This window comes from Algihabitans albus, assembly GCF_003572205.1.
Taxonomy (GTDB): Bacteria; Pseudomonadota; Alphaproteobacteria; order Kiloniellales; family DSM-21159; genus Algihabitans; species Algihabitans albus.
Genome location: NZ_QXNY01000010.1, coordinates 13,525 through 37,392, shown reverse-complemented (window position 1 = coordinate 37,392; position 23,868 = coordinate 13,525). Strand labels below are relative to the sequence as shown.

Annotated in this window: 24 protein-coding genes; 15 read left to right on the top strand and 9 right to left on the bottom strand. The window is 65.0% G+C overall.

From position 1 onward, the window contains the following. The gene (locus DBZ32_RS22220; RefSeq protein WP_162906890.1) at nucleotides 1–177 is read left to right on the top strand and encodes a hypothetical protein; all 177 of its coding nucleotides are present in this window, start codon (nucleotides 1–3) and stop codon (nucleotides 175–177) included. Nucleotides 178–261: 84 nt separating this feature from the next. On the opposite strand, the gene DBZ32_RS20645 is transcribed toward DBZ32_RS22220, so the two are convergent. Both DBZ32_RS20645 and crtD read right to left on the bottom strand, forming a co-directional pair. Continuing rightward, a complete protein-coding gene (locus tag DBZ32_RS20645; protein ID WP_235830291.1) occupies nucleotides 262–969 on the bottom strand; it encodes a carotenoid 1,2-hydratase in 708 nt (235 codons plus the stop codon). 119 nt (nucleotides 970–1,088) lie between these two features. Continuing rightward, nucleotides 1,089–2,675, bottom strand: coding sequence for a 1-hydroxycarotenoid 3,4-desaturase CrtD (gene crtD, locus DBZ32_RS20640; protein ID WP_119169157.1), 1,587 nt, complete (start codon nucleotides 2,673–2,675; stop codon nucleotides 1,089–1,091). Between the two features lie 117 nt (nucleotides 2,676–2,792). Between crtD and DBZ32_RS20635 the strand changes: the two genes are divergently transcribed. The 12 genes from DBZ32_RS20635 (at nucleotide 2,793) to pufC (ending at nucleotide 14,159) form a co-directional block, all read left to right on the top strand. Next, nucleotides 2,793–3,665 (top strand): polyprenyl synthetase family protein, encoded by an 873-nt coding sequence (locus tag DBZ32_RS20635; protein WP_119169156.1) that lies wholly within the window; start codon nucleotides 2,793–2,795, stop codon nucleotides 3,663–3,665. Next, nucleotides 3,658–4,842 (top strand): acetylserotonin O-methyltransferase, encoded by a 1,185-nt coding sequence (locus DBZ32_RS20630; protein ID WP_235830290.1) that lies wholly within the window; start codon nucleotides 3,658–3,660, stop codon nucleotides 4,840–4,842. The genes DBZ32_RS20635 and DBZ32_RS20630 overlap by 8 nt, the downstream gene beginning before the upstream one ends. A gap of 181 nt (nucleotides 4,843–5,023) precedes the next feature. Beyond that, nucleotides 5,024–5,962 carry a chlorophyll synthesis pathway protein BchC gene (gene bchC, locus DBZ32_RS20625; protein ID WP_119169155.1) on the top strand — a complete coding sequence of 313 codons (939 nt, stop codon included), beginning with the start codon at nucleotides 5,024–5,026 and terminating at the stop codon, nucleotides 5,960–5,962. 74 nt (nucleotides 5,963–6,036) lie between these two features. Continuing rightward, a complete protein-coding gene (locus DBZ32_RS20620; RefSeq protein WP_119169251.1) occupies nucleotides 6,037–7,008 on the top strand; it encodes a chlorophyllide a reductase iron protein subunit X in 972 nt (323 codons plus the stop codon). A 20-nt stretch (nucleotides 7,009–7,028) separates the two neighbouring features. Then, nucleotides 7,029–8,645 carry a chlorophyllide a reductase subunit Y gene (gene bchY, locus DBZ32_RS20615; protein WP_235830289.1) on the top strand — a complete coding sequence of 539 codons (1,617 nt, stop codon included), beginning with the start codon at nucleotides 7,029–7,031 and terminating at the stop codon, nucleotides 8,643–8,645. After that, nucleotides 8,639–10,096, top strand: a complete 1,458-nt coding sequence (bchZ, locus tag DBZ32_RS20610; protein ID WP_119169154.1) for a chlorophyllide a reductase subunit Z — start codon at nucleotides 8,639–8,641, stop codon at nucleotides 10,094–10,096. The genes bchY and bchZ overlap by 7 nt, the downstream gene beginning before the upstream one ends. A 192-nt stretch (nucleotides 10,097–10,288) precedes the next feature. Beyond that, nucleotides 10,289–10,573, top strand: coding sequence for a hypothetical protein (locus DBZ32_RS20605; protein ID WP_119169153.1), 285 nt, complete (start codon nucleotides 10,289–10,291; stop codon nucleotides 10,571–10,573). A 152-nt stretch (nucleotides 10,574–10,725) separates the two neighbouring features. After that, entirely contained in the window at nucleotides 10,726–10,947 is a 222-nt protein-coding gene (pufB, locus tag DBZ32_RS20600) for a light-harvesting antenna LH1, beta subunit (protein ID WP_119169152.1), read from the top strand. 13 nt (nucleotides 10,948–10,960) lie between these two features. Continuing rightward, a complete protein-coding gene (gene pufA, locus DBZ32_RS20595; RefSeq protein WP_119169151.1) occupies nucleotides 10,961–11,158 on the top strand; it encodes a light-harvesting antenna LH1, alpha subunit in 198 nt (65 codons plus the stop codon). 110 nt (nucleotides 11,159–11,268) lie between these two features. Further along, nucleotides 11,269–12,093 (top strand): photosynthetic reaction center subunit L, encoded by an 825-nt coding sequence (pufL, locus tag DBZ32_RS20590; protein WP_119169150.1) that lies wholly within the window; start codon nucleotides 11,269–11,271, stop codon nucleotides 12,091–12,093. A gap of 12 nt (nucleotides 12,094–12,105) precedes the next feature. Beyond that, the gene (gene pufM, locus DBZ32_RS20585; RefSeq protein ID WP_119169149.1) at nucleotides 12,106–13,083 is read left to right on the top strand and encodes a photosynthetic reaction center subunit M; all 978 of its coding nucleotides are present in this window, start codon (nucleotides 12,106–12,108) and stop codon (nucleotides 13,081–13,083) included. After that, nucleotides 13,080–14,159, top strand: a complete 1,080-nt coding sequence (pufC, locus tag DBZ32_RS20580) for a photosynthetic reaction center cytochrome PufC (protein ID WP_119169148.1) — start codon at nucleotides 13,080–13,082, stop codon at nucleotides 14,157–14,159. Before pufM ends, pufC begins: the two co-directional genes overlap by 4 nt. Nucleotides 14,160–14,446: 287 nt before the next feature. Here pufC and DBZ32_RS20575 read toward each other — a convergent pair whose 3' ends face one another. The 7 genes from DBZ32_RS20575 to DBZ32_RS20545 all read right to left on the bottom strand — a co-directional run bounded on the left by DBZ32_RS20575 (nucleotide 14,447) and on the right by DBZ32_RS20545 (nucleotide 21,591). Further along, nucleotides 14,447–14,971, bottom strand: a complete 525-nt coding sequence (locus DBZ32_RS20575; protein WP_119169147.1) for a DUF3833 domain-containing protein — start codon at nucleotides 14,969–14,971, stop codon at nucleotides 14,447–14,449. A gap of 27 nt (nucleotides 14,972–14,998) precedes the next feature. Beyond that, nucleotides 14,999–15,496: a TspO/MBR family protein gene (locus tag DBZ32_RS20570; RefSeq protein WP_119169146.1), complete on the bottom strand. Its 498-nt coding sequence runs from the start codon at nucleotides 15,494–15,496 to the stop codon at nucleotides 14,999–15,001. Between the two features lie 47 nt (nucleotides 15,497–15,543). After that, complete coding sequence (locus DBZ32_RS20565) at nucleotides 15,544–16,782, bottom strand: geranylgeranyl diphosphate reductase (protein WP_119169145.1); 1,239 nt, start codon at nucleotides 16,780–16,782, stop codon at nucleotides 15,544–15,546. A gap of 22 nt (nucleotides 16,783–16,804) precedes the next feature. Continuing rightward, nucleotides 16,805–18,145, bottom strand: coding sequence for a BCD family MFS transporter (locus DBZ32_RS20560; protein ID WP_119169144.1), 1,341 nt, complete (start codon nucleotides 18,143–18,145; stop codon nucleotides 16,805–16,807). A gap of 13 nt (nucleotides 18,146–18,158) precedes the next feature. After that, on the bottom strand, nucleotides 18,159–19,094 hold the full coding sequence (chlG, locus tag DBZ32_RS20555) for a chlorophyll synthase ChlG (RefSeq protein ID WP_119169143.1): 936 nt from the start codon (nucleotides 19,092–19,094) through the stop codon (nucleotides 18,159–18,161). A 186-nt stretch (nucleotides 19,095–19,280) separates the two neighbouring features. Next, nucleotides 19,281–20,720 carry a transcriptional regulator PpsR gene (gene ppsR / locus DBZ32_RS20550; RefSeq protein ID WP_119169142.1) on the bottom strand — a complete coding sequence of 480 codons (1,440 nt, stop codon included), beginning with the start codon at nucleotides 20,718–20,720 and terminating at the stop codon, nucleotides 19,281–19,283. Then, nucleotides 20,680–21,591: a cobalamin B12-binding domain-containing protein gene (locus tag DBZ32_RS20545; RefSeq protein ID WP_162906889.1), complete on the bottom strand. Its 912-nt coding sequence runs from the start codon at nucleotides 21,589–21,591 to the stop codon at nucleotides 20,680–20,682. Before DBZ32_RS20545 ends, ppsR begins: the two co-directional genes overlap by 41 nt. Before the next feature lie 403 nt (nucleotides 21,592–21,994). On the opposite strand from DBZ32_RS20545, the gene bchF reads away from it, so the two are divergent. Then, entirely contained in the window at nucleotides 21,995–22,576 is a 582-nt protein-coding gene (bchF, locus tag DBZ32_RS20540; protein WP_119169140.1) for a 2-vinyl bacteriochlorophyllide hydratase, read from the top strand. After that, a complete protein-coding gene (locus tag DBZ32_RS20535) occupies nucleotides 22,573–23,868 on the top strand; it encodes a ferredoxin:protochlorophyllide reductase (ATP-dependent) subunit N (RefSeq protein WP_119169139.1) in 1,296 nt (431 codons plus the stop codon). Before bchF ends, DBZ32_RS20535 begins: the two co-directional genes overlap by 4 nt.

Genomic DNA, 23,868 nt, shown 5'->3' with positions numbered 1-23,868 from the left:
ATGAGCGGCGCGGGACTGAAGCTGTTGGAGCTGATTCTGCTCCCGGGCCTGGTCTTCGCGTGGGGCTTCTGGGAGCTGTATCAATTGAAGAAGCACAAGCAGAAGCGCGAAGCCGAGAAGAAGGCCGAGCAACTCCGGACGTCAGACGGAGACGGCGGCAGCCGGACTCAATCCTGACATCGCCCTCTCACCTGATGGTGAGAGTAGGAGTCACGCCCTAGGTGGGATCGCCAGAGCGAGTCCATCTAGGGCGATCCTGCTCTATCCGGGCCTGCGCGGCATGCGAAACGGCAGCATCAGCTTGATCAGCGGATTGGCGAAGCGGTCGAGATCGAGACTCTCGTGTACCGCCTCGACCTCGCGGCTGCAGAGCCGGCCGGTGAGCTGCGAGCGGGTATAGAAGGGCGCGTCTTCGAAGGTCCGCACGAGTCGAACCTCTCCTCGGTCGCCGCGCGCGGGCCTGCGCACGCCCCATAGGCCGGATCGCAGGGCGGTTTGGGGCGGGAGTTCGATCTCCGCGACCTCCCCGCGCCGATCGAAATCGAGGCCGAGCGAAACCTCGCTGCCGTCGCGGCGTTGTGCGTCATAGGCGATGGTCGTGCCTTCGTCATGCGCCGCGCGGGACCAGGCCCAGAAGCGAAAACCGGTCTCCAGCGGTTCCTCACCGCCGTTGCTGTCCAGATACGCGGGACCGGACCAGTGGAGATCCGGACTGTCCAGTTCCACCTCGATCCGGCTGACGGGTGCAAGCGGCCACCAGCGGTGGCGTTCCTTGCCGTCCAGGACGAAACTTCGTTCGGTCAAGGCTTCGGGGAGCAGCCGCACGCGGCCCCGGACCCGGCGCGGGAGGGGAACGGCGATCTCGTCGATCTCGACGGTCAGGGCACTGCCGTCCCAACGGAGCGCAGAGGGACCGATGGACAGACGGCTTGCGCTGCGTTCGAGCGCGGGGCGCCCGCGTTCCGTCATGGCCCAGCGCGCGCGGGGACCGTAAAGCGCGACGTTCAGGCAGACATGGTTCTCCGGCTCCCGGCGTCCCGCCCAGGCGTAGTAGGGCGAGAAGACGCTGCCGACGAAGGCGATGATCGTCAGTCCGTGGCGCCCGTCGTCGCTGAGCGCGTCCAGATACCACCAGCGATACCCGCCCGGAACGACCGGCGTCGCGAAGTCGAGTCCGCCAGCAGGCGCTCCACCGCCAGCCGGCCCGACAGTGCCGCCATCGGGACTCCCGGACCGGGATGTACGCTGCCCCCCGCCAGGTAGAGACCCGGCAGCTTCGAGCGTGCGCCCGCCCGTTGGAAGCTCGCGGTCCAGCCGTGCGAGGCGCGGCCGTAGAGCGCTCCGCCCGTCGCCGGGAACAGCCGATGGAAGTCGTTCGGCGTCGTCGCCTGCATCGTGTCCGGCCGTGGCTCGATCTCCAGGCCGCAGCGGCGCAGCAGGGCGAAAGCTCGCTCCGCGCATTGTTCAATCTCCTCTGAATTCAGGGGATGGCGATCGCCGCGCGGCGGCGCGTTGACCAGCAGATAGAGGCGCTCGTCGCCGTCCGGGCGGGACCTGTCCTCGCCCCGGTCATCCTCGTCCCGATCTTGGGCGCAGAGGTAGACGGTCGGCTCGTCGGGCAGGCGATCCTGTCTGAAGACGGCATCGAATTCGGCCCGGTAGGCGTCGGAGAAGAAGACGTTGTGATGCTGGAGCGGAAAGCCGGCCGGCCGTCCCAGCAAGGTCCAGACGATGGCGGAGAGGGAGCGTTTGTCGACCGGCATTCCAGGCACGGCGCGCCCTGCCGCGCGCCCCAAGAGGCCGGTCGAGAGCGCGGCCGCGTCGCCGTTGAAGATCACGCTTTCCGCCGGCAGCACCTCGCCGTTCGCCAGTCTGACGCCGCTCGTGCGGCCGCGTTCGACCAGGATCTCCGCGGCTTCGCATCCATAGATCACCTGCGCGCCGCAGTCGCTCGCCAGACTGCTCATGGCTCTGGCCAGGCGATGCATCCCTCCTCTGATTCGCCAAAGCCCCTCAAGTTCGACATGCGCGACCAGCATCAGCGTCGCCGGGGCATCGAAGGGGGAACTGCCGCAATAGGTCGCGTAACGGGCGAAGAGTTGACGCAGTCGCGGATCCTGGAAGTAACCGCCAAGTGCGCTCCAAAGGCTGGCGAAGGGCTTGATCGCGGTCAGGTCCGGAATGCCGGCGCGGCGGGTCAGTTCCAGCGGGCCGGGACGTTGGGCGGCGATGTAGCTGTCCTTCAGCGTCTCGAAGATCCGTCTGGCGTCTTGGCGGAAAGCCTGGAAGCGCGGTACCTCCGAAGCGCCGGCGAAGGCGCCGATGGCGTCGTCGTTGCAGGCTGGATCGGCAAAGAGGTCGAGACGGCTGCCGTCGGTCCAGCCATGGCGGGCGAGGGTTTCTGCGCGCTCCAGTTCGAGGTGGTCTTCCAGGCTGGTTCCGGCTTCCGCGAAGAGCGCGTCGAAGACCCACTTCATCGTGAAGACCGTTGGGCCGGCGTCCAGCAGAGCGCCGCCGGCGGCCACCTCCCGCATCTTGCCGCCCGGAGTCTCCGCTCGTTCGACCAGCGTGACCTGCAAGCCGCGTGCTGCCGCCGTGATGGCTGCGGCCAGTCCGCCGATGCCGGCGCCGATCACCACGACGCGCTCCGCTGCGGCTGGATCGGGAATAGGCATCTGTCAAAGACTCCTGCCAGCTCGTTCGAGAAAGAGGCATCGAAACTGTACAACAAACTTGACAGTTAGAAATGACAAGTTAGCCTTACATGCATCTTTTGTGCGGAGGAGGCTGCAATGGATGCTGCCACGCGAATCGAACAGGCCTTGAACGGGGCCGTGGCGCGCGCGGAGGTCTCTACGGCACCTCCGAAGCTGGCGGCGGCCATACGCTACGCCGTCTTTCCCGGTGGCGCGCGGGTCCGACCGCAGCTCTGTCTCGCGGTCGCCAGGGCCTGCGGCGACGATACGCCGGCCATGAGCGATTCGGCGGCCGCTGCGGTCGAGTTGTTGCACTGCGCCTCGTTGGTGCATGACGACCTGCCTTGTTTCGACGATGCCGATCTCCGCCGGGGCAAACCGACGGTTCATGCCGTCTACGGCGAAGCGCTCGGAGTCTTGGTCGGCGATGCTCTGATCGTGATGGCCTTCGAATGCCTGGCGCTGGCGGGCGCCGCGATGCCCCAACGGCTGCCCGCGCTGACGGTGACGGTGGCGCGCTCCGTCGGTACGCCCAGTGGCCTGATCGGGGGCCAGGCGTGGGAGAGCGAACCCAATCCCGATCTTGGCCGGTATCAGCGTGCCAAGACGGGTGCGCTCTTTGTCGCCGCCAGTGTGGCCGGCGCGGTTTCGGCAGGTGCCGACCCGGGTCCCTGGCGCACTCTGGGCGACCGGCTGGGCGAGGCCTATCAGGTTGCCGACGATCTGCGCGACGCGCTTTGTACGCCGGAGGAACTGGGCAAGCCGGCCGGTCAGGACGAGGCCTTGGGCCGCCCGACCGCTGTCGCGGAGTTCGGCTTGGAGGGCGCTTGTGTTCGCCTTCAACAGCTTTTGGAGGAAGCGGTCGACTCGATTCCCGCTGCTCCCGGTGCCGAAGAACTGAGACAGTTGGTGCTGCTTCAGGCCAAGCGGCTGACGCCGAAGCACTTGGTCCGGGCGAGCGTTGCCTGAAGTCGCCCAGCCACGCGAAAGCGATCCGGCGGGGCTGTCCCGCACCGGCGAGACCGGTGGCATGAGGCCGACCCTGCACGACCGTTGGCTGGAGTGGCGCGATCGGCTCCTGTCCAGCCCCAGGTTTCAGCGCTGGGCAGCGACCTTTCCTCTGACGCGACCGATCGCACGGCGCCGGGCTGCCGCGCTGTTCGACCTCTGCGGCGGCTTCATCTACTCGCAAATCCTGCTGGCCTGCGTGCGCCTGCAGCTGTTCGAGAAGCTGGCTGATGCGCCGCAGACCGTCGCCCAGTTGGCGCCGAGACTCGCCCTGAGCGAGGCACAGACCTATCGTCTGCTCGAAGCGGCGGTGGCCCTGAAGCTGGTTCAGAAGCGCAGCGCCGGAAGCTATGGCCTGGGGCCGCACGGCGCGGCTCTGCTCGGCAACGGCGGGGTCGCCGAGATGGTCGCGCATCACGCCCTGCTCTACGAGGATTTGGCGGACCCCGTCGCCTTGTTGCGCGGCGAGGTCGGCGAAACCCGCCTGCAGCGCTTCTGGGCCTACGCCGGAAATCCCGCTCCGGAAGAGGTGGCGCCCCCGGGGGTGACCGGTTACTCCGACCTGATGTCCGCCTCCCAAGCGATGATCGCCAAGGAGGTGCTGAACGCCTATCCGCTGGCGCGTCATCGCTGTCTGATGGATGTCGGCGGCGGGCAGGGGACCTTCCTGCTGGCTGCGGCGCGGCGCTGGCCGCAACTGCATCTGCGTCTTTTCGACCTGCCGGCGGTGGCGGCCCGCGCCGAGTCGGCTTTTGCGATGGCGGGGTTGGGCGCGCGCGCCGCGGCGACCGGCGGTGACTTCCATGGCGATCCGCTGCCGGGTGGCGCCGACGTCATCTCTCTGCTCCGCATCGTTCACGATCATGACGACGAAGCGGCGCTGGCCCTCTTGCGGTCGGTGCGCATGGCGTTGCCCGAAGGCGGCCGCCTGCTGCTGGCCGAGCCGATGAGCGGTGCGCCTGGCGCGGAGCCCGCCGGTGCCGCCTACTTCGGCTTCTATCTGCTGGCGATGGGCAGCGGGCGGCCCCGTTATCCGGAAGAATTGAAAGCACTGCTGGCCGAGGCTGGATTTCGCCGCAGTCGACTCGTCGCAACCGATCGGCCTCTGCTGACCAGGCTTCTGGTGGCCGAAGCATGAGGATGAGGCGGAAAGAGTCTTTGGCCCGGCGCGCCCGGCAGCAGGCCGACTTGCGATAGCTCAAAGTTGACAGCGTATGTGTAATGTAGTCTTGACATATACGGCCGTAAAGTTACGCTGACATGTGTGGTGGAAAGGCATCCCGACAGAGGTGCCGCGACCTTCGGGAGACAGGCACAAAATGGAAACAACGGCGGTTGTGCTGAGGGAACCGGGAGAGCTTGCGCTGGATCGCGTCGGCTTGAACGATCCGGCCGCCGCCGACATCGTCGTTCGGACCGAATGGTCCGGGATCAGCACCGGGACCGAGCGTCTTCTCTACAGCGGCAAGATGCCGTCCTTTCCCGGGATGGGCTATCCGCTGGTTCCCGGCTACGAGTCGGTGGGCCGGGTGATCGAGGCTGGCGTCGACTCGGGCCGCACGGTCGGCGAGCGGGTCTATGTGCCGGGCACCAACGCATATCGGGATGTTCGGGGGCTCTTCGGTGGCGCCGCCGCGCGCCTGGTGGTCGCCGGTGACAAGACCGTCCCGCTGGGTGACGGTCTTGCCGAAGACGGAACTCTCCTGGCCCTTGCCGCCACTGCCTATCATGCGATTGCGGGCGGGGGCGATCGGCTTCCGGACCTGATCGTCGGTCACGGCGTCTTGGGGCGGCTGCTCGCGCGCATTGCCTGCGCCGAGGGCGGCTCTCCCACCGTTTGGGAAGTCAATCCCGACAGGCGCGACGGCGCCGAGGGTTACCGCGTCATCGATCCGACGGAAGACGAGGTGCGCGGCTACAGCGCCATCTACGACGTTAGCGGCGCCGACGGCTTGCTCGACAGCTTGATCGGCAAGCTGGCACCGGGCGGCGAGATCGTGCTCGCAGGCTTCTACAGCCAGCCGCTCAGCTTCGCTTTTCCTCCGGCCTTCTTGCGCGAGGCGCGGCTGCGCGTCGCCGCCGAGTGGAAACGCCCGGACTTGCTGGCGGCCAAGGGTTTGATCGACGGGGGCAAGCTGTCTCTCGCGAACTTGATCACCCACCGCGCACCGGCCGCGTCTGCGGAGGCGGCCTACCGCACCGCCTTCGAAGACCCTTCCTGCCTGAAGATGATCCTGGATTGGAGTGAGCGCTCATGACGGCGGCCCCAAATTTTTCCAAGTCCGGTAACTCGGCGCCCGATAACGCCGCAACGGCCAACGCCTCGGCGCAGATGCATCAGCGTCTTCGCGAGGAGGCGGCGATCGAACCCGAAGCCCCCAGCACCGGCCCGGTGACCAAGGAAACGCAGATCATCGCGATCTACGGTAAGGGCGGCATCGGCAAGTCCTTCACGCTCTCCAATCTCAGCTACATGATGGCGCAGCAAGGCAAGAAGGTGCTGCTGATCGGTTGCGATCCGAAATCGGACACCACCTCTCTGCTGTTCGGTGGCAAGGCCTGCCCGACCATCATCGAGACCTCCTCGAAGAAGACCTCGGCCGGCGAGCAGGTCCAGATCGGCGACGTCTGCTTCAAGCGCGACGGTGTCTTCGCCATGGAGTTGGGCGGTCCCGAGGTCGGACGTGGTTGCGGCGGGCGCGGAATCATCCATGGTTTCGAAACGCTGGAGAAGTTGGGCTTCCACGACTGGGGCTTCGACTTCGTTCTACTCGACTTCCTGGGCGACGTCGTTTGCGGCGGCTTCGGACTGCCGATCGCCCGCGACATGTGCCAGAAGGTGATTGTCGTCGGATCCAACGACTTGCAGTCGCTCTACGTTGCCAACAACGTTTGCTCGGCGACTGAGTACTTCCGCAAGCTGGGCGGCAACGTCGGCGTCGCCGGCCTGGTGGTGAACAAGGACGACGGAACCGGCGAGGCCAAGGCCTTCGCCAGCGCGGTCGGCATTCCCGTACTCGCCTCGATCCCCGCACATGAGGACATCCGCCGCAAGTCGGCTAACTACCAGATCGTCGGTTATCCCGGCGGCGAGTGGGGCGGTCTCTTCGAAGAGCTGGCCAAGAACGTCGCGGAGGCGCCGCCGCGAGAGCCTGCGCCGCTCGATCAAGACGGCCTGCTCGCTCTCTTCTCCGCCGCCGAAACCGGACGCGACGTCGTGCTCCAGCCAGCGACGCTTGAGGATATGTGCGGCGGCGCAGTGGTGAACAAGCCGTCCCTCGAAGTGGTCTACGACGAGGTCTGAGAGAGGTTGAGCGATCTTAAATGACACGCAAGATCACAGATCCCCTCATGACCGCCGCTCCGGACGCCGGCGGTCCCGCGCCGAAGCCGGCCGAGGGTCGCGTCGCGCCCGATATCAACGAGTCCGACATTAACGTGAAGGCGACCGAGACCGACGGACTCGGTTGCCACGCGGGCAAGGCCGAGTTGAAAGCGGCGGCGGAGAAGGCCGGTAAGTCAGAGACTCTGGATCGCTACGCGCGTGACTACCCGACCGGCCCGCACGATCAACCGCAGTCCATGTGTCCCGCCTTCGGGTCCTTGCGCGTCGGCCTGCGCATGCGGCGCACCGCGACGGTGCTATCCGGCTCGGCCTGCTGCGTCTATGGCTTGACCTTTACCTCCCACTTCTACGGCGCGCGCCGAACCGTCGGCTACGTCCCCTTCAACTCGGAGACTCTTGTCACCGGCAAGCTGTTCGAGGACATCCGCGACGCGGTCCACAAGCTGGCGGATCCCGAGCTTTACGATGCGGTGGTGATCACCAACCTCTGCGTCCCGACGGCCTCCGGCGTGCCGCTGCAGCTTCTGCCGAAGGAAATCAACGGCGTCCGCATCATCGGCATCGACGTCCCGGGGTTCGGGATACCGACCCACGCCGAGGCCAAGGACGTGCTGGCCGGGGCCATGCTGAACTACGCACGCAGCGAAGCGGAGCAGGGCCCGGTGGCCGCGCCCCGCGGCGGTGCCAGCGAGGCGCCGACGGTGACGCTGCTCGGCGAGATGTTCCCGGTCGATCCGGTCACGCTGGCAGCACTCCTGAAGCCGCTGGGCCTGGCGACGGGTCCCACCGTGCCGACACGGGAGTGGCGCGAGCTCTATGCCGCTCTGGACTGCGCGGCCGTGGCCGCGATCCATCCCTTCTACACCGCTTCGGTGCGCGAGTTCGACGCCGCCGGCCGGCCCGTCGTCGGCTCGGCGCCAGTCGGAGTTGACGGCACGGCAGCTTGGCTGGAGGCCATCGGCAAGACCTGCAACGTACCCGAAAAGCAGATCGATGCCGCCAAGGCTCAGTTCCTGCCGGCCATTCGCACGGCCCTGGCCGGGGCGCCGATCGACGGGCGGATCACGCTCTCCGGCTATGAAGGCTCGGAGTTGATCGTGGCACGGTTGCTGATCGAGAGCGGTGCCGACGTTCGCTACGTCGGAACGGCCTGTCCCCGGACCGTCTGGTCCGATCCAGACCGGGAGTGGCTGGAGAGCCGTGGCGTCATGGTGAAGTACCGGGCGTCCCTGGAAGACGACCTTGCGGCCTTCGCCGAGTTCCAGCCGGACCTCGCGGTCGGTACGACGCCGGTGGTGCAGAAGGCTAAGGAGCAGGCGGTGCCGGCGCTCTACTTCACGAATCTCATTTCCGCCCGGCCCTTGATGGGACCGGCGGGGGCGGGCTCGCTCGGCCAGGTGGTCAACGCCGCACTCGGCAACAAGGCGCGTTTCGAGGAGATGGACAGTTTCTTCGCGGGCGTCGGCAAGGGACACGCCGCCGGCATTTGGGAAGACCTGCCGGTCGCGCCGAAAGCCGCCTCGAAGCCTGTTGCCAAACCGCAAGCGAGCAAACCCCTCAAGCAGCAGTCCGCGAAGGAGGCCGGCGCATGCTAGTGCTCGACCACGATCGCGCCGGCGGCTACTGGGGTTCCGTCTACGTCTTCACGGCCATTAAGGGCCTGCAGTGCATCATCGACGGTCCGGTCGGCTGCGAGAACCTGCCGGTCACCTCGGTGCTGCACTACACCGATGCTCTGCCGCCGCACGAACTGCCGATCGTCGTCACCGGTCTCGCGGAAGAAGAGCTGGGCCAGAAGGGCACCGAGGGCGCCATGAAGCGCGCCCATGAGGCTCTCGATCCGAGCCAGCCGGCGGTGGTGGTGACGGGCTCGATCGCCGAGATGATCGGCGGCGGCGTCACGCCCGAGGGAACCGGGATCCGACGCTTCCTGCCGCGCACCATCGACGAGGACCAGTGGCAGAGTGCCGACCGCGCCATGAACTGGCTTTGGACGGAGTTCGGCCTGCGCAAAGGCAAGGCGCCGAAGGAGAGCAAGCGCCCCGAGGGTGCCAAGCCGCGCGTCAACATCATCGGGCCGGCCTACGGCATGTTCAACATGCCGAGCGATCTCGCCGAGGTCCGCCGCTTGGTCGAAGGCATCGGCTGCGAGATCAACCAGGTCTTCCCGCTGGGCAGCCATCTGAAGGATGTCGGTCGACTGGTCGATGCGGATGTCAACATCTGTCTCTACCGCGAATTCGGACGACTGCTCTGCGAGGGACTGGACAAGCCTTATCTGCAGGCGCCGATCGGTCTGCACTCGACCACCAAGTTCTTGCGGACGCTCGGCGAGTTGACGGGGCTCGATCCAGAGCCCTTCATCGCACGGGAGAAGCACACCACCATCAAGCCGATCTGGGATCTCTGGCGCTCCGTCACCCAGGACTTCTTCGGCACCGCAAGCTTCGCCATCGTTGCAAATGAGACCTACGAGCGCGGTGTGCGTAATTTTCTGGAAACCGAACTCGGTCTGCCCTGCACCTTCTCGTTCCGACGCAGCGCCGGCGTGAAACCCGACAATGAAGCCGTGCGGGATGCGGTGCGGACCAAGACGCCGCTCATTCTCTTCGGCAGCTACAACGAGCGCATGTATCTGGCGGAGATCGGAGCGCGGGCCATGTACCTCCCGGCTTCCTTCCCCGGGGCCATCGTCCGGCGTCACACTGGAACGCCCTTCATGGGCTATGCCGGCGCAACCTATCTGGTGCAGGAAGTCTGCAACCAACTGTTCGACGCGCTCTTCCACATTCTGCCGCTGGGCACCGAGCTGGACCGGGTCGAGCCGACGCCCTCCAGGCTGCATCGCGAGCTCCCCTGGTTGCCCGAGGCGCAAAAGGCGCTGGACGATCTGGTGGCCGCTCACCCGGTGTTGACGCGTATCTCCTTCGCCAAGCGCTTGCGCGACGGCGCGGAGGCGGCCGCGCGCCGCGCCGGCGCTGCTGAAGTGACGCTCGCTCATCTCCGCGCACCGCAAGGCGCGCAGTCGGAGGGGCAGGCGGCATGACCAGGATCTTCACAGCAGGGTTTTCACATGATGCTGCCGCTTCGCTTCGCACTGCGGGGCCGTCGGGGCGGCGCCCTTTCGACAGTCTTTTCACGGCATGGCGACAAGAGGCGGTCGCCATTGCCGCACGACGGGGGATCGCTCGGCTTAGCGGAGCGAACCGTTCAACGGCCTCTCAGCGGAGTGACGTTCATGTCTGATTTCGCTCTTCGTCACAGCACCAACGTCGAGGCCGGATTGCCTGGCCATGGCAGCCGCTCGGGCCAGGTGCGCAATCGCCGCCGGAACGCGGGAAGCTACGAATTCTGGCTCTACTTTGCCGTCAGCTTTCCGATCTTTCTGACGATTGCCGTTCTGGCACGTTTGCTGCCCCGTTCGTGGCGACCGGGTCTGACGGAGCTGCGCGGCAAGGGGTCGGTCTTCGGCGAAGCGAAGGCGGCCGCGAACCGGGTTCTGCCTTTTGTCTTCATGACCTGAAGACAAAAGACAAGGAGATCGTCTGGCTCCGGCCAGGCAATGCGACGGTAACGGGCTCATCCTCCCGATTGGGAGGACAACCTGGACCGATCCCAGCCGTACGGGATGGGTACGGCAGCGGCCTTAAGGCCATGTGATTGGAGGCTGCGTTCATGTCGGAACGTTCCTTGACCGGTCTCAACGAAGACGAGGCGCAGGAGTTTCACGGCATTTTTGTGAAGAGTTTCATCATATTCACGGGCATTGCCGTGCTTGCGCATATCCTCGCCTGGTTGTGGCGGCCCTGGCTGCCGGGACCCGGCGGCTACACCGATGCGGCTATGCTTGACGGTGCGAAAGATATCGCGCTGCAGGCTCTCACGTTGATCGGATAGGGAGAGACGAGAGATGTGGAGAATCTGGATGATCTTCGACCCGCGTCGCACGCTGGTCGCTCTTTTCACCTTCCTGTTCATTCTGGCGTTGCTGATCCACTTCATTCTGCTCAGCACCGACCGGTTCAACTGGCTGGAAGGTCCCACGGGTGCTGCGGGTGCCGCGTCCCAGATGTCGGCCTTGCCGTCGGACGAGATTTTGCGCTCGTAGGACGGACGCCGAGCATCGACCCGGCGGTGGTGGAAGGCGCGTGTGTCGTCTGACTCGTTCGCCCTTCCACCACCGGTCTGGGCCGGCAAGTCTCCTGGAGGTCTCAAGCGATGGCCATGCTCAGTTTTGAACGGAAGTACCGCGTGCGGGGCGGGACCCTGGTTGGAGGAGATCTCTTCGACTTCTGGGTCGGCCCTTTCTTCGTCGGGTTCTTCGGCGTCACGACGATTTTCTTCTCGGCACTGGGAACTGCACTGATCCTATACGGTGCGGCGATCGGCCCGACCTGGAACCCCTGGACGATCAACATTGCCCCGCCAGATCTGTCGTACGGGCTCGGATTTGCACCCCTGAAGGAAGGCGGTCTGTGGCAATTGATCACGATCTGCGCGATCGGTGCGTTCGTCTCCTGGGCGCTGCGCCAGGTCGAGATTTGCCGAAAGCTGGGCATAGGTCTGCATGTGCCGGTCGCCTTCAGCTTCGCGATTCTCGCCTATGTGAGTCTTGTCGTGGTCAGACCCGTCCTGTTGGGTGCGTGGGGCCACGGTTTCCCCTACGGCATCTTCAGCCATCTCGATTGGGTCTCCAACGTCGGCTACCAGTACCTGCACTTTCACTACAACCCGGCGCACATGATCGCGGTGACCTTCTTCTTCACCACGACCTTGGCGTTGGCGCTGCACGGTTCGCTGGTTCTCTCGGCTGCCAATCCCGCCAAGGGCGAACCGGTCAAGACGCCAGAGCACGAGGACACGTTCTTCCGGGATTTCATCGGCTATTCCGTTGGCACGCTCGGCATCCACCGTCTGGGCTTGTTCCTGGCGCTGAACGCGGGGTTCTGGAGCGCCGTCTGCATCGTGATCAGCGGTCCCTTCTGGACCCGTGGCTGGCCGGAGTGGTGGAACTGGTGGCTCGACCTGCCGGTTTGGTCTTAGGAGGTCCGCAGCATGGCTGAATATCAGAATCTTTTCACGCAGACCCAGGTGCGCGGGCCGGCGGAGGCTGGCGTCCCGATTGACGAGAGCTTCTGGCCCCGCCGCGGGACACCCGGCTTCAACCATCTGCTCGGCCGCATCGGAAACGCGCAGATCGGTCCGATCTATCTGGGCTGGTTCGGTGTCACCTCGCTGCTCTGCGGGTTCATCGCCATCGAGATCATCGGGCTGAACATGTGGGCGTCGGTGGGCTGGGACCCAGTGCAGTTCGTCCGGCAACTCTTCTGGCTGGCCCTTGAACCGCCACCACCGTCCTACGGCCTCAGTCTGCCGCCGCTCAATCAGGGTGGTTGGTGGCTGCTCGCGGGCTTCTTTCTGACGGCCTCAATCATTCTCTGGTGGATCCGTACCTACCGGCGGGCCATCGAACTCGGCATGGGCACCCATGTAGCCTGGGCCTTCGCCTCGGCGATCTGGCTCTACCTGGTTCTCGGCTTCATCCGACCGCTGCTGATGGGCAGCTGGGGCGAGGCCGTACCCTTCGGCATCTTCCCGCACCTGGATTGGACGGCAGCCTTCTCGATCCGCTATGGCAACCTCTTCTACAATCCCTTCCACGCACTCTCGATCGTCTTCCTCTACGGCTCGACACTGCTGTTCGCCATGCACGGCGCCACCATCCTGGCGGTCTCCCGTCTGGGCGGAGACCGGGAACTGGACCAGATCGTCGATCGGGGTACGGCGGCGGAGCGGGCCGGGCTGTTCTGGCGCTGGACCATGGGCTTCAACGCGACGATGGAATCCATCCACCGTTGGGCTTGGTGGTTCGCCGTTCTGACGACCCTGACCGGTGGGATCGGCATCCTTCTGACCGGAACCGTGGTCGACAACTGGTACCTCTGGGCCGTCAAGCATGACTTCGCCCCGATGTATCCGGAGGTCTATCCAACGGTACCCGATCCGTCTCTGACGCCGGGAGCAGCCCAATGAAATTCCACATTCCACCTTTTGCGACCCGCTTCGGTATCGCCATCGTCGGGTTGCTGGTGATCCTGGCTTTCTTCGCGGCCCCCATCGCAACCGAGACGGTCCAGCGCGGCTATCGAGGTACGGGCAAGGAGGTGGTGCTCAACGCCAACACGGTGGAGCGCCAGCTGGAAGCCAGTCAGGTTCCGGCCGAGCCGTGGCCTTTGGAAGAAGGGGAAGGTCCCTTGGCGTCCGAGGTTTATGAGAACGTTCAGGTGCTGGGGCATCTCAATGTCGGCAATTTCGACCGCCTGATGGCGGCCATGACCGAGTGGGTCTCGCCGGAGCAGGGCTGCACCTATTGCCACAGTGAGGATGGCAACCTGGCCGATGATGGGATCTACACCAAGGTCGTCTCGCGCCGCATGATCCAGATGACGCAGCATTTGAACAGCCAGTGGACGAACCACGTCGCCGAGACGGGTGTCACCTGCTATACTTGTCACGCCGGTCAGCCGGTTCCGGAGAATATCTGGTTCGACGATCCGGATGCACTCTACGCTGGCGGTTTGGTTGGCGATCGAGCAGGCCAGAACATCGCGGCTCCGGAAGTCGGCATGACTTCGCTGCCGCAGGATGTCTTCCGGCCCTTCATACACGATGAAGCCAACATTCGGGTTGTCGGCAACGAGGCCTTGCCCCACGGCAACGAGCGGACGATCAAACAGACAGAGTGGACCTACGGCCTGATGATTCACATGTCCGAATCGTTGGGGGTCAACTGCACCTACTGTCACAATTCGAATAACTTCGGGTCCTGGGAACAGGCACCGGCGAGTCGTGCCGTTGCCTGGCACGGTATCCGTATGATGCGCGATCTCAACGTCAACTATCTGGAGCCCCTTGGGCCGGTCTATCCGGACATGCGCCTCGGCCCGCTGGGCGACGCGCCCAAGGCCAACTGCGCGACCTGCCACCAGGGAGTCTACAAGCCCTTGTTCGGTGCGCAGATGGTGCTCGACTATCCCAGCCTGCAACAGCCGGGACCGGCCGACCTTCAGGATCCGCCGACCCGCCAGACCGGCCAAGTGAGCAACTAAACCGGACCGCGATCGTTCGGACCGCTAGAAAGCCCGAACGATCGCGTTTTTGCTCCAAGCCGTCTCAGGCCAGTCAAGACCCTCCACTCGGGCCGTCTCCTCCATCATGAAGGCGGCCCTTTTTCTTTTCCCGTTTGATTTGAGTTGTGGCCGTTCAAGGCCTTCGGTCGGCACGTGAGCGGACCGCATCTCACCGCCCCGCCGGTGAACTGCGGAGGTTGTCCGATTTGCGGGCGTCCGTTGTGGTACGACCGCTCTGCTGAGAGGGACTCCAGTACCGGAGGCGATCAGCCTTTGGCGAAGACGATCGTCGCTTCCCCGAGAAGCAGGCCGAACTTGGTTACCCGGGCGCGATTGATCAGCTTGCCGTCCGACTGCAGGAACATGCGGTCATCGAAATCGACGAGCAGACGCTTGGTGCCGAGCGGCAGGGAGAAGCGATAACGCCAGTGAAGCTGGTTACCGACGACCCGACCGCGGGCCTCGCCGATCACGTCGTCTGCGGTACCGCGGTACCCGTTCCGGCCATCCGGCACGATGCGCCAGATGCGCTGTTCAATCTGGCCGTCGTCGTAGACGAAGTCTTCGGTGAGGGTCAGTCTCTTTCCGTCCCAGTCGCCTTCTATCTCGACATCGAACTGACGCTTCAGCTTGCCGAAGCGATCCTGGAAGAGACCCCAGGCGCGCGTATGGCCGGCAAAGTAGTCTTCCAGCCGCAACAGCGGGCGGGCGACGGCCTTGCTTCGGGTCTTCGCGGCGCTGTTTCGCCGTGGACCGGCGCCGCGTCCCTCCGTGTCCGTCCAGACGGCCATAGCGGTCTCTCCCTTCCTTTCTTTGTCTCAACCGAAGGGCGGATTCATTCGCACCACGGCCAGATTGAGTGCGGCAGCCACGCTGACCCACGCGAGATAGGGCACCAACAGCAAGGCGGCCATTCGGGCAAAACGCCACAGGATCACGATCAGCACGGCGATCGAGGCCCAGAGAAACAGAACTTCGATCGAGGCCCAGTCGGGTCTGCGAAAGGTGAAGAACAACGCCGACCAGAGGACATTCAGGAGGCCGTTGAGCAGGAACAGCATTAGCAGGGCGTCGCGGACGCCGCGGTTCGGCGCCGCCCGCCAGGCGGTCGCGGCGGACAGCACGGCCAGGCCCAGAACGACGGTCCAGATCACGCCGAAAGCCCAGTCCGGCGGTCTCCAGCTCGGTTGTTCGAGCGACTGATACCAAGGACCCAGGTCGGTCATGGTGCTGCCCAGTGCAGCGACCAGAACCGCAACGACGGCGGCGACCAGAATCGGCAGAAGCTTCTGGTCGCGCCGCGTTGATCGGAGCATCGTTCCCCGACCTGTCGTATCTTGTCCTGTCGTGCCCTGACCGTCGGTCACGGAGACACCACGCGCAGCAGGTGGGCCATGTCTTTCAGGAAGATACGCAGGTGTGCGCCGGGCCGGGCCTTGACCAGCTTCTTCTCCATGTAAGCCTGCCAAGTCAGGTACTGGACGTCCGGATCCTGGCAGATGGAGACGAAGCGCTCGCGTCTCCGGTCGCTCGAGTACCAGAACTTCTGCATCATCCCGAGGATCCAGAAAACCCGCCCATGCGCACGCATGAACTCTTTGCGGGCGCCGGTGAGCTGTCGCACATCGCCCGTACTCAAGGTACGTTCGGCCGCATGAGCCGCCAACTGGCCGCCGAGCATGGCGTAGTAGATTCCTTCACCCGAGGCGGGAGCGACGATTCCGGCCGCATCGCCGGCGGCGATTACGTCGCGACCGTTGTCCCAACGCTTCAGGGGTTTCAGTGGGATCGGCGCACCCTCCCGGCGGATGGTCTCGTTGCCGCTCATGCCGGTGGAGCTTCGCAAGGCGTCGACGGCACCGCGCAGGGAAAATCCCTTGTTGGCGGATCCGACGCCGACACTCGTCGACTCGCCGTGCGGAAAGACCCAGGCGTAGAAGTCCGGCGAGAGCTTACCTTGATAGTAGACGTCGCAGCGGTCGCTCTCGAAGCTTTCGGACTCTTGCTTCGGCGAGGCGACGATCTCGTGATAGGCGAAGACGCAGGGAACCCGCTCGGCATTGGGGATGCCTGCCTGTTTGGCGACCTGGGAGCGGGCGCCGTCCGCGGCGATGATCAGCCTGCCACGTGCGCGCATCAGCTGCTTGGCTCCGGAGGCCGCGCCTCTGGAGTAGGAGATGACGGCCGTTCCATCTCTATCGCGTTCGAAGGCCTCGAAGGTGCCCGTGCGGCGCTCTGCGCCGTCGCTAGCGGCGCGCTCACGCAGCCACTCGTCGAACTCGCAGCGGTCGACCATGCCGACGTAGCCGCCCTCGATGGGCATGTCGACGCCGCGATCGCTCGGCGAGATCATGCGCGCTTTCGTAATCCGCGCCTTGAGCAGGTGATTTGGGATGGCGAAATCGCGGATCAGCCGGGGTGGAACGGCCCCGCCGCAGGGCTTGATCCGCCCGGCCCGGTCGAGCAGCAGAACGGATCGGCCGGCGCGCGCCAACTCGCTGGCAGCCGTCGCGCCGGCCGGGCCGCCGCCTACCACGATGACGTCGAAGACCTCCGAAGTCTCCGGCTGCAACTGCTCCGGGACATGGTTTGCCTGAGTCATTGTCGCCTCCTCCTGACCCGCGCTACTGGCTGGCGGCGGGCATGCTTACGCCTGTCGTTTTGAAGTCGGTCTCCGTCTTGCGGCCAAGGCCGATGGCGAGGTGGGCCGCGACCAGGAACAGCAGTCCCTCGGCGAGAAATACGGTCGCATAGGCGGCCGCCGGCGAGGCGATGGTCAGTCGCGCAAGATCGATGGCCGCGGTTCCGAGAAAGCCGCCGAGGCCGAAGGCGACGGCCTGAGCCGCGCCCCAAAGGCCCATCCGCACGCCTTCACGTGACCCCGCACCTTTGGTGGCCAGTCTCATCATCGAGCCGATGGCGGCGACCGCGAAGGCGCCGTTGGCGACGCCCAGCGCGAAGACCGAGGGTTGCAACGGCCAGCCGCCGCCGATCAAGCCGCCGAACGCGAGATTGGCAAGGGCCAGAGCCGAAGCGATGCAACCGCCGACGATCCAGGTCTGCAGCGATCCGATCCGGCGCTGCCGCGCCGCGCTTCCCAGGACGCCGACCAACAGCATGCCGACGAAAACCCCGGCATGCTGCACGCCGGCCAATTGGGTCGATTGCCCCGGCGTCAGCCCGAAGACCGTGCCCGCGAAGGGTTCGAGGATCAAGTCCTGGGCGCTGTAGGCCAGCATGGAGACGAAGACGAAGATCGCAAAGCGGCGCGCTTCGGGTTCGGCCCAGACCTGCTCGAGCGCTTCCCGGAAACTGCCGTCCACGCGCGGCTGCGACGGGGCAAGCGTATCACCGCGAGCGCCGGTCCTCTCGACCCCGGCAAGCGCCAGAAGGGTCAGCAGAAAGGCAAGCCCGGAGACCGTACCCGAGACCAGCACCAGTCGCCGGGGCGAGAAGGGATCGAGAAAATGGCCGGCCAGCATCGCGGTGATCACGAAGCCTGCGATCATCATCATCCAAACCAGAGTGGCCGCCGCCGCGCGCCGGCGCGCCGGAACCTGGGTCGCCAGCAAGGTCAGCAGCGCCGTACCGGCGGCCCCCACGCCGCCGCCGATCAACACGAATGCGCCGGTCGCCAGGGCGATACCGGCGAGCAGGTTGCTTGCCATCCAGGCCGTCGCCACGGCCGCACCCAACCCGCCGAGCGCCAAGGCCGCCATGCCGCCGACGATCCAGGGCGTGCGTCTTCTGCCCTTGTCCGAGCCGTAGCCCCAGCGCGGGCGCAGAACCTGCAAGGCGTAGTGCAGCGCGACGAGGGCGCCGGGCAGCATCGCCGGCAGAGCCAGTTCGACCACCATGATCCGGTTTATGGTCGAGGTGGTCAGCACGACGATGGCGCCGAGGGCCGTTTGCACCAGGCCCAGACGAAGGATGCCGAGCCAACCGAGAGATCCGGCCGGGCTCATGGGAGGTCTGCACTCATGACGTGCCCACGGCTGTCAGCGCAGCCATTTCGGGGCGGATCGCGAAAGCGCAGATCAGCATTCCGGCGACGTAGAGGGTCGTACCGGTGGCGTTGTACCAAGGTGCCAGTTCCCGCGGGCGGCCGATCAGGCGGATCATCAAGATAAGCTGGAGCAGAAGCAGGCCGGCAACGGCGGCTGCGTAGATGGGGTGGCCCCAGTCGAACAGCAGCCAAACCACGACGGCCTGGGGAAGCGCCATCACCAGACAGGCGAACTTGGCGGCACGCGCGACTCCTAGCTGTACGGGCAGGGAGCGCACACCCATCTGCCGATCGCCTTCGACCGCCTTGAAGTCGTTCAGGGTCATGATGCCGTGGGCGCCCAGGGAGTAGAGCGCCGCCAGGATCACGATCTTCCAGTCGGGGGCCATCGCCATCATCAGGGCGGCTCCGGTGAACCAGGGGATGCCCTCGTAGGCAAATCCACAGGCGGCATTGCCCCACCAGCCGTTCAGCTTCAGGCGGGCCGGCGGCATCGAGTAAGCCCAGGCCAGCAGAAGGCCGATCAAGGCCGCCCAGAAGACCCAGACGCCCAGGACCCAGGCGACGATCAGCGACATGACCGACCAGACCACCGCTATGTAGAGGCCCCAGCGGCCCGGGACGCGTCCCGAGGGGATCGGGCGATCCGGTTCGTTGATCGCGTCGACGTGGCGGTCGAACCAGTCGTTGACCGCTTGGCTGGTGGCGCAGACCAGCGGGCCGGCCAGCGCGATCCCCAGAAGAATTTCCCACCAGCGCTCGAGCAGAGGCACACCGGACGACACCACGCCGCACATGAGAGCCCACATCGGTGCGAACCAGGTGATCGGCTTCAGCAGCTCCAGCACCGTTCCTGGCGCCGGATAGGCGCGGGCGCGGGCGGCAGTCTCGATTGCGCGATCGCTCATGACTGTAGTGTTATGTTGACGTCAAAAAGTGTCAAGCAAACGCGACAATCGTTCCGCCCGGACGGACGAGTTTTGATACGCATCAATTTCCGGTTTCGGGGCGAGAGCGGACGCGCGAAGGAGATGCGGATTGAAGCCGGTTCGGCAGACGGAGCCGGACGACGATCTCCCGGAACCGGATCGGCTCTACCCGGCTTCGGTTTCCTCGCCGATGCCGTAGCGCCGAAGCTTCGCATAGAGGCTCTGACGGCTGAGACCGAGCATCTGCGCCGCCGAAGCGCGATTGTCGCCGGTCAGTTTCAGAGCCGCCTCGACACAAAGCCGCTCGATGATATCGGTGGTATCGCGCACGAGGTCCTTGAGCGGGACACGGCCGACCAACTCCGTCAGTTGCTCGACCGACTGCGGCAGCTCTTCGCTTGGCCTGAAGCTCGTTGCCACCCGCTTACCGATGGATCGGATGACGAAGCCTATGCAGGGCTCCTCGCCGTTCTCCACCGATACGGCCGAGACCATCACGTCATCGGTGGTGCCCAGTTCGCTGTGGATCACCGTTGCATAGTCGCTGACCGATCCCTGTTCGCGCAGGGACTTCACCAGCACCTGGCTGTCGACACCTGGACGGCCGAGCCAGCGCTCGAGCGGTTGGCCGATCGCCTGCTCGTCGCCGACCAGCTGAGCCATCTCCAGGAAAGCCGCGTTGGCGCTCAGGATCTTCCGACCGAGGTCCGTCACCACGAAGCCGTCGGGCAAATTCTCCATCACGCGGGCCACGCGAGTCTCGGCCTCAGGCGGTTGCTTCTGATCGAGCGGCCCGACGAGTGGCGCAAGGCGTACAAGAATATGAACCGTCTTGTCCTGGCGGAACAGGGTGGCGGAGATCGAGATCGGCTGACTGGTCGAAGCCAGCGTCGCTTCGGTGCGCTCCGCCTTACCGACGGCGCGCACCGTTGCCACAAGCGTCTCCGCGGCCTGGCGCGACTTCGGTTTGAAGAGATCGAGGAAAGCCTTGCCGGCGATGCGCTTTTCACCGCTGCCGAGCAGCTTGGCGGCTGCCGGATTCGCATCGATGATGCTTCCGCTGCCGGCATCGACGATCAATACGGCTTCAGATGAGATCTGGAATAAAAGCCGGTAGCGCGTCTCGGCGTGGCGGAGGCGGGCGTACTCCCGTTCCATAGACTGCTGATAGTCGATCAAGCGCTGTTGCGCGTCGGTCAGCACCCTTTGGTCACGGCCGATCGCGACAATCCGGCCGTTTTGCCCCGCCTGCAGGACCGCGTAGCGAACCAAGAAGGACTCGTCGCCAGCCGAAATATGATTTACTTCGCGCCAGCGCGGCGGCGCCGACTCTTGAGCTTCGTGGATCAGTCGTTCGACTTTGGCTCGGCTTTCGACGGTAACGGTCTCGATCCAGGGCCGTCCGATCCAGGACTTGGCACTTTCCAAGCTGGAGCATTCGGGCCCAAGGGCAACGTCGTGAATGGTACCGTCTGGATTGACGACGAGGGCGATATCCGCCGCCGTCGCAATGAGATCGGCCGCAAATCCGGCATCGAGATCCCCGAGCGAGGACTCCGGCGTCCTAAACTGAACGGCGCTGTCGTGCGAGACCCGCGGCTCCATCGTGCTTCCTGTTTTTCCTCGTCGGCGCGGCGGCGGCCGACACGCAGGGCGGCGCCGACAAACGATCGGCTTCCAGAACCGCCAAGCACCCATCTCCGGCCATCCCATCGGCTCCGGCACGCGATACCAGATCGGGACGTTCGTTGAATGCGTTACCTCCTACCAGGAAGGAGATACCCGGATTGCGAGACACTTGACGCAAAGATCGGATACAGGACTGCAGGCCATCGAGCAACCCAACACGGCTCATGGAGAAACCGACAACTGTGAACCACTCTTTGCGCAGAAGCTTGCTGACGGATCTGTTGTCCGCGGAGGCGACCGTGACCTCCCAACCGGCGCGACGCAGGAAATGCTCGACCAGGGACAAGCCGAAGGCATGCTGTTCGCCCGGTGCGGGCATCAGCAGGATCCGCCGGCCGGGATGTGCCTCGTCGGTGTTTTCCGCTTCGAAGTCGGGACTGAGCTCGCGCAGGATCTGCTGCAGCCGGGCGAGTCCGATGGTGACGTCGATGAAGCTGCACTCGTCGGCCAGCCAGAGATCGCCCAGAAACTGAGCGCAGGGCGCCAGCAAGTCCAGAAACAGGCAGTCGAGCGATGTGCCGTGCGCGCGCAGCAGCTCCAGATGCGCCAGGGCAACGCCGACGTCCTGGGAGATGACCAGCTTGGCGAAGGCTTCGATGTCGCTCGCATTCGGAACCCGATGCATGTCGAGCACCACCGGCATGCCGTTTTCCGCTTGCCCGCTCTCCGACGTGCCATGAGCGAGCTTCAACCTTGGAATGATTTCGCCTTCGATCGTTCGAGCCAGTCGCGCTCGCTTTTGGGACTCTTCGAAGTCCGAAAGGGGCGTCTCGCTCGATCCGCGCACGGGCGATTCGATGCCGTACTGTTTTTCTCGTGGGTTGTGCTTTACGGAAATACTGTCGCGACGCTGAAACACTGAACCGGTTTCGCTGTGTCCGCCCAACGCTCCCATGGTTTCCTCCCCGGGGCTTGGTCGTTCCCGTTTTCCGGGAACATGGTTAATTTCCCATAACTAGCCCAACACGAGTCATAAAACCGTTCAATCGAAACCGACGCTCTTCCGGTCAGCTGCCTGATTTTTGATCTAGGTCAGCCGCAACCGACACAGTGACCACAGTGTAAGTAAGGGAATCGCCGTATGTAAAGCAAATTGAACGTCCAGCAAAGTTGACACTTTCGATCCGGCGAGACTAGAGTCTCTTCAACGCGAACGATACGTGCGAACAGGCGCGAAGGAGACGCGGGGAATGGACCAAGGGATTGGTCGGGTGAGGAACACAGGTAGGGAAGCGCAGGTGGAGGCGGCTTTGTCCGTACGGCAGCCTCTCTACACGCCTGAGCAGCGTTTGCGGCGCGACGCCTCCCGTTGGACCCTGGTCCAGGGCATCCTGGCTCCCCTGCAGTTCTTGGTTTTCCTGATCTCCCTGGGGCTGGTGCTCCGGACACTCGCCACAGGCGAAGGTCTCGCGGTCGCCCATGCCTCGATCGTGGTCAAGACCCTGGTCCTCTACAGCATCATGGTGACCGGGGCGATCTGGGAGAAAGAGGTTTTCGGCAAGTACCTCTTCGCCCCGGCTTTCTTCTGGGAAGACGTGTTCAGCATGGGCGTCATCGCCCTGCACACGGCCTACCTGGTCGCGCTGACGACCGGCTGGTTGGGGACCGAAGGCCTGCTCCTGCTCGCGCTCGCCGCCTACCTCGCCTATGTCGTGAACGCGGCTCAGTTCCTTTGGAAACTGCGTCTGGCACGCTTGGACGAGGCACGCCGGAGGCGCCCCGAAGATCGGCCGCTGGGGGCCGCGGCACCCGCGATGGAGGCTGCGAAATGAGCCAGGTCGCGACGACGCTTCCGACACCTTCCAAAGCCGGCGCTTGCAGCGCGCCCGAGGTCTTGCGCGAGCGCGGTCAACGGGAAGTCTTCTGCGGTCTGACCGGGATCATCTGGTTGCACCGCAAGATCCAAGACGCTTTCTTCCTGATCGTCGGCTCGCGGACCTGTGCGCACCTGATGCAGTCCGCCGCCGGCGTGATGATCTTCGCCGAGCCGCGCTTCGGCACGGCGATCATCGAAGAGCGCGATCTGGCCGGCATGGCCGACGCCAATGACGAGCTGGACAAAGTGGTGTCCCGGCTGCTGGCGCGGCGACCGGATATCAAGCTTCTGTTTCTGGTCGGCTCCTGTCCCTCGGAGGTCATCAAGCTCGATCTTTCCCGCGCCGCTCAGCGCTTGTCCAAGCAGTTCATGCCGGATGTGCGAGTGCTGAATTACAGCGGCAGCGGCATCGAGACGACCTTTACCCAGGGCGAGGATATGTGCCTCGCCGCACTGGTCCCGGAGCTGCCGGCCGAGACGTCCGACGCCGAGCCCTCTCTGATGCTGGTCGGGGCCTTGGCCGATGTGGTCGAGGATCAGTTCCTCCGCAGCTTCAAGGCGTTGGGACTCGACAGGATTTCGGTTCTGCCGCCGCGGCGCTCGACGGACCTGCCCGCGGTCGGGCCGAACACCCGCTTTCTGCTGTGCCAGCCGTTCCTCGGTGAGACGGCGCGCCTGCTGGAGGAGCGGGGCGCCCAGCGTCTGGCGGCGCCCTTCCCCTTGGGCGTGGAGGGGACCACGGCCTGGCTCAAGGCGGCCGCCGATGCCTGGCAGGTCTCGGAGCAGCGGTTCCGCGAGGTCACGGCGCCGGCCCAGCAGCGGGCGCGCATCGCCACCGCGCGCTACCGCGATCAATTGGCCGGCCAGCGCATTTTCTTCTTTCCCGATTCGCAATTGGAGATCCCGATCGCCCGCTTTCTGGCGCGTGAGCTGGACATGCAGCTGATCGAGGTGGGCACGCCCTACCTGCATCGGCAGCACATGTCCGAGGAGTTGGCGCTGCTGCCGGAGGGGGTTCAGCTCAGCGAGGGTCAGCATGTCGACCGTCAGATCGATCGCTGCCGTGCGGCTCAGCCCGACCTGACGGTCTGCGGTCTGGGCCTGGCAAATCCTCTCGAGCAGGAAGGGCTGACGACGAAGTGGTCGATCGAGCTGGTCTTCACGCCGATCCAAGGGTTTGAGCAGGCCGGGGATCTCGCGGAGCTCTTCGCGCGTCCGCTGGTCCGCCGGACGAAGCTGGAGGTCTAG

Bases quoted from the DNA above. Each gene is read 5' to 3' on its own strand.
- DBZ32_RS22220 (WP_162906890.1), top strand. From the start codon at position 1: ATGAGCGGCGCGGGACTGAAGCTGTTGGAGCTGATTCTGCTCCCGGGC.
- DBZ32_RS20645 (WP_235830291.1), bottom strand. From the start codon at position 969: ATGACGGAACGCGGGCGCCCCGCGCTCGAACGCAGCGCAAGCCGTCTG.
- crtD (WP_119169157.1), bottom strand. From the start codon at position 2,675: ATGCCTATTCCCGATCCAGCCGCAGCGGAGCGCGTCGTGGTGATCGGC.
- DBZ32_RS20635 (WP_119169156.1), top strand. From the start codon at position 2,793: ATGGATGCTGCCACGCGAATCGAACAGGCCTTGAACGGGGCCGTGGCG.
- bchC (WP_119169155.1), top strand. From the start codon at position 5,024: ATGGAAACAACGGCGGTTGTGCTGAGGGAACCGGGAGAGCTTGCGCTG.
- DBZ32_RS20620 (WP_119169251.1), top strand. From the start codon at position 6,037: ATGCATCAGCGTCTTCGCGAGGAGGCGGCGATCGAACCCGAAGCCCCC.
- bchY (WP_235830289.1), top strand. From the start codon at position 7,029: ATGACACGCAAGATCACAGATCCCCTCATGACCGCCGCTCCGGACGCC.
- bchZ (WP_119169154.1), top strand. From the start codon at position 8,639: ATGCTAGTGCTCGACCACGATCGCGCCGGCGGCTACTGGGGTTCCGTC.
- DBZ32_RS20605 (WP_119169153.1), top strand. From the start codon at position 10,289: ATGTCTGATTTCGCTCTTCGTCACAGCACCAACGTCGAGGCCGGATTG.
- pufB (WP_119169152.1), top strand. From the start codon at position 10,726: ATGTCGGAACGTTCCTTGACCGGTCTCAACGAAGACGAGGCGCAGGAG.
- pufA (WP_119169151.1), top strand. From the start codon at position 10,961: ATGTGGAGAATCTGGATGATCTTCGACCCGCGTCGCACGCTGGTCGCT.
- pufL (WP_119169150.1), top strand. From the start codon at position 11,269: ATGGCCATGCTCAGTTTTGAACGGAAGTACCGCGTGCGGGGCGGGACC.
- pufM (WP_119169149.1), top strand. From the start codon at position 12,106: ATGGCTGAATATCAGAATCTTTTCACGCAGACCCAGGTGCGCGGGCCG.
- pufC (WP_119169148.1), top strand. From the start codon at position 13,080: ATGAAATTCCACATTCCACCTTTTGCGACCCGCTTCGGTATCGCCATC.
- DBZ32_RS20575 (WP_119169147.1), bottom strand. From the start codon at position 14,971: ATGGCCGTCTGGACGGACACGGAGGGACGCGGCGCCGGTCCACGGCGA.
- DBZ32_RS20570 (WP_119169146.1), bottom strand. From the start codon at position 15,496: ATGCTCCGATCAACGCGGCGCGACCAGAAGCTTCTGCCGATTCTGGTC.
- DBZ32_RS20565 (WP_119169145.1), bottom strand. From the start codon at position 16,782: ATGACTCAGGCAAACCATGTCCCGGAGCAGTTGCAGCCGGAGACTTCG.
- DBZ32_RS20560 (WP_119169144.1), bottom strand. From the start codon at position 18,145: ATGAGCCCGGCCGGATCTCTCGGTTGGCTCGGCATCCTTCGTCTGGGC.
- chlG (WP_119169143.1), bottom strand. From the start codon at position 19,094: ATGAGCGATCGCGCAATCGAGACTGCCGCCCGCGCCCGCGCCTATCCG.
- ppsR (WP_119169142.1), bottom strand. From the start codon at position 20,720: ATGGAGCCGCGGGTCTCGCACGACAGCGCCGTTCAGTTTAGGACGCCG.
- bchF (WP_119169140.1), top strand. From the start codon at position 21,995: ATGGACCAAGGGATTGGTCGGGTGAGGAACACAGGTAGGGAAGCGCAG.
- DBZ32_RS20535 (WP_119169139.1), top strand. From the start codon at position 22,573: ATGAGCCAGGTCGCGACGACGCTTCCGACACCTTCCAAAGCCGGCGCT.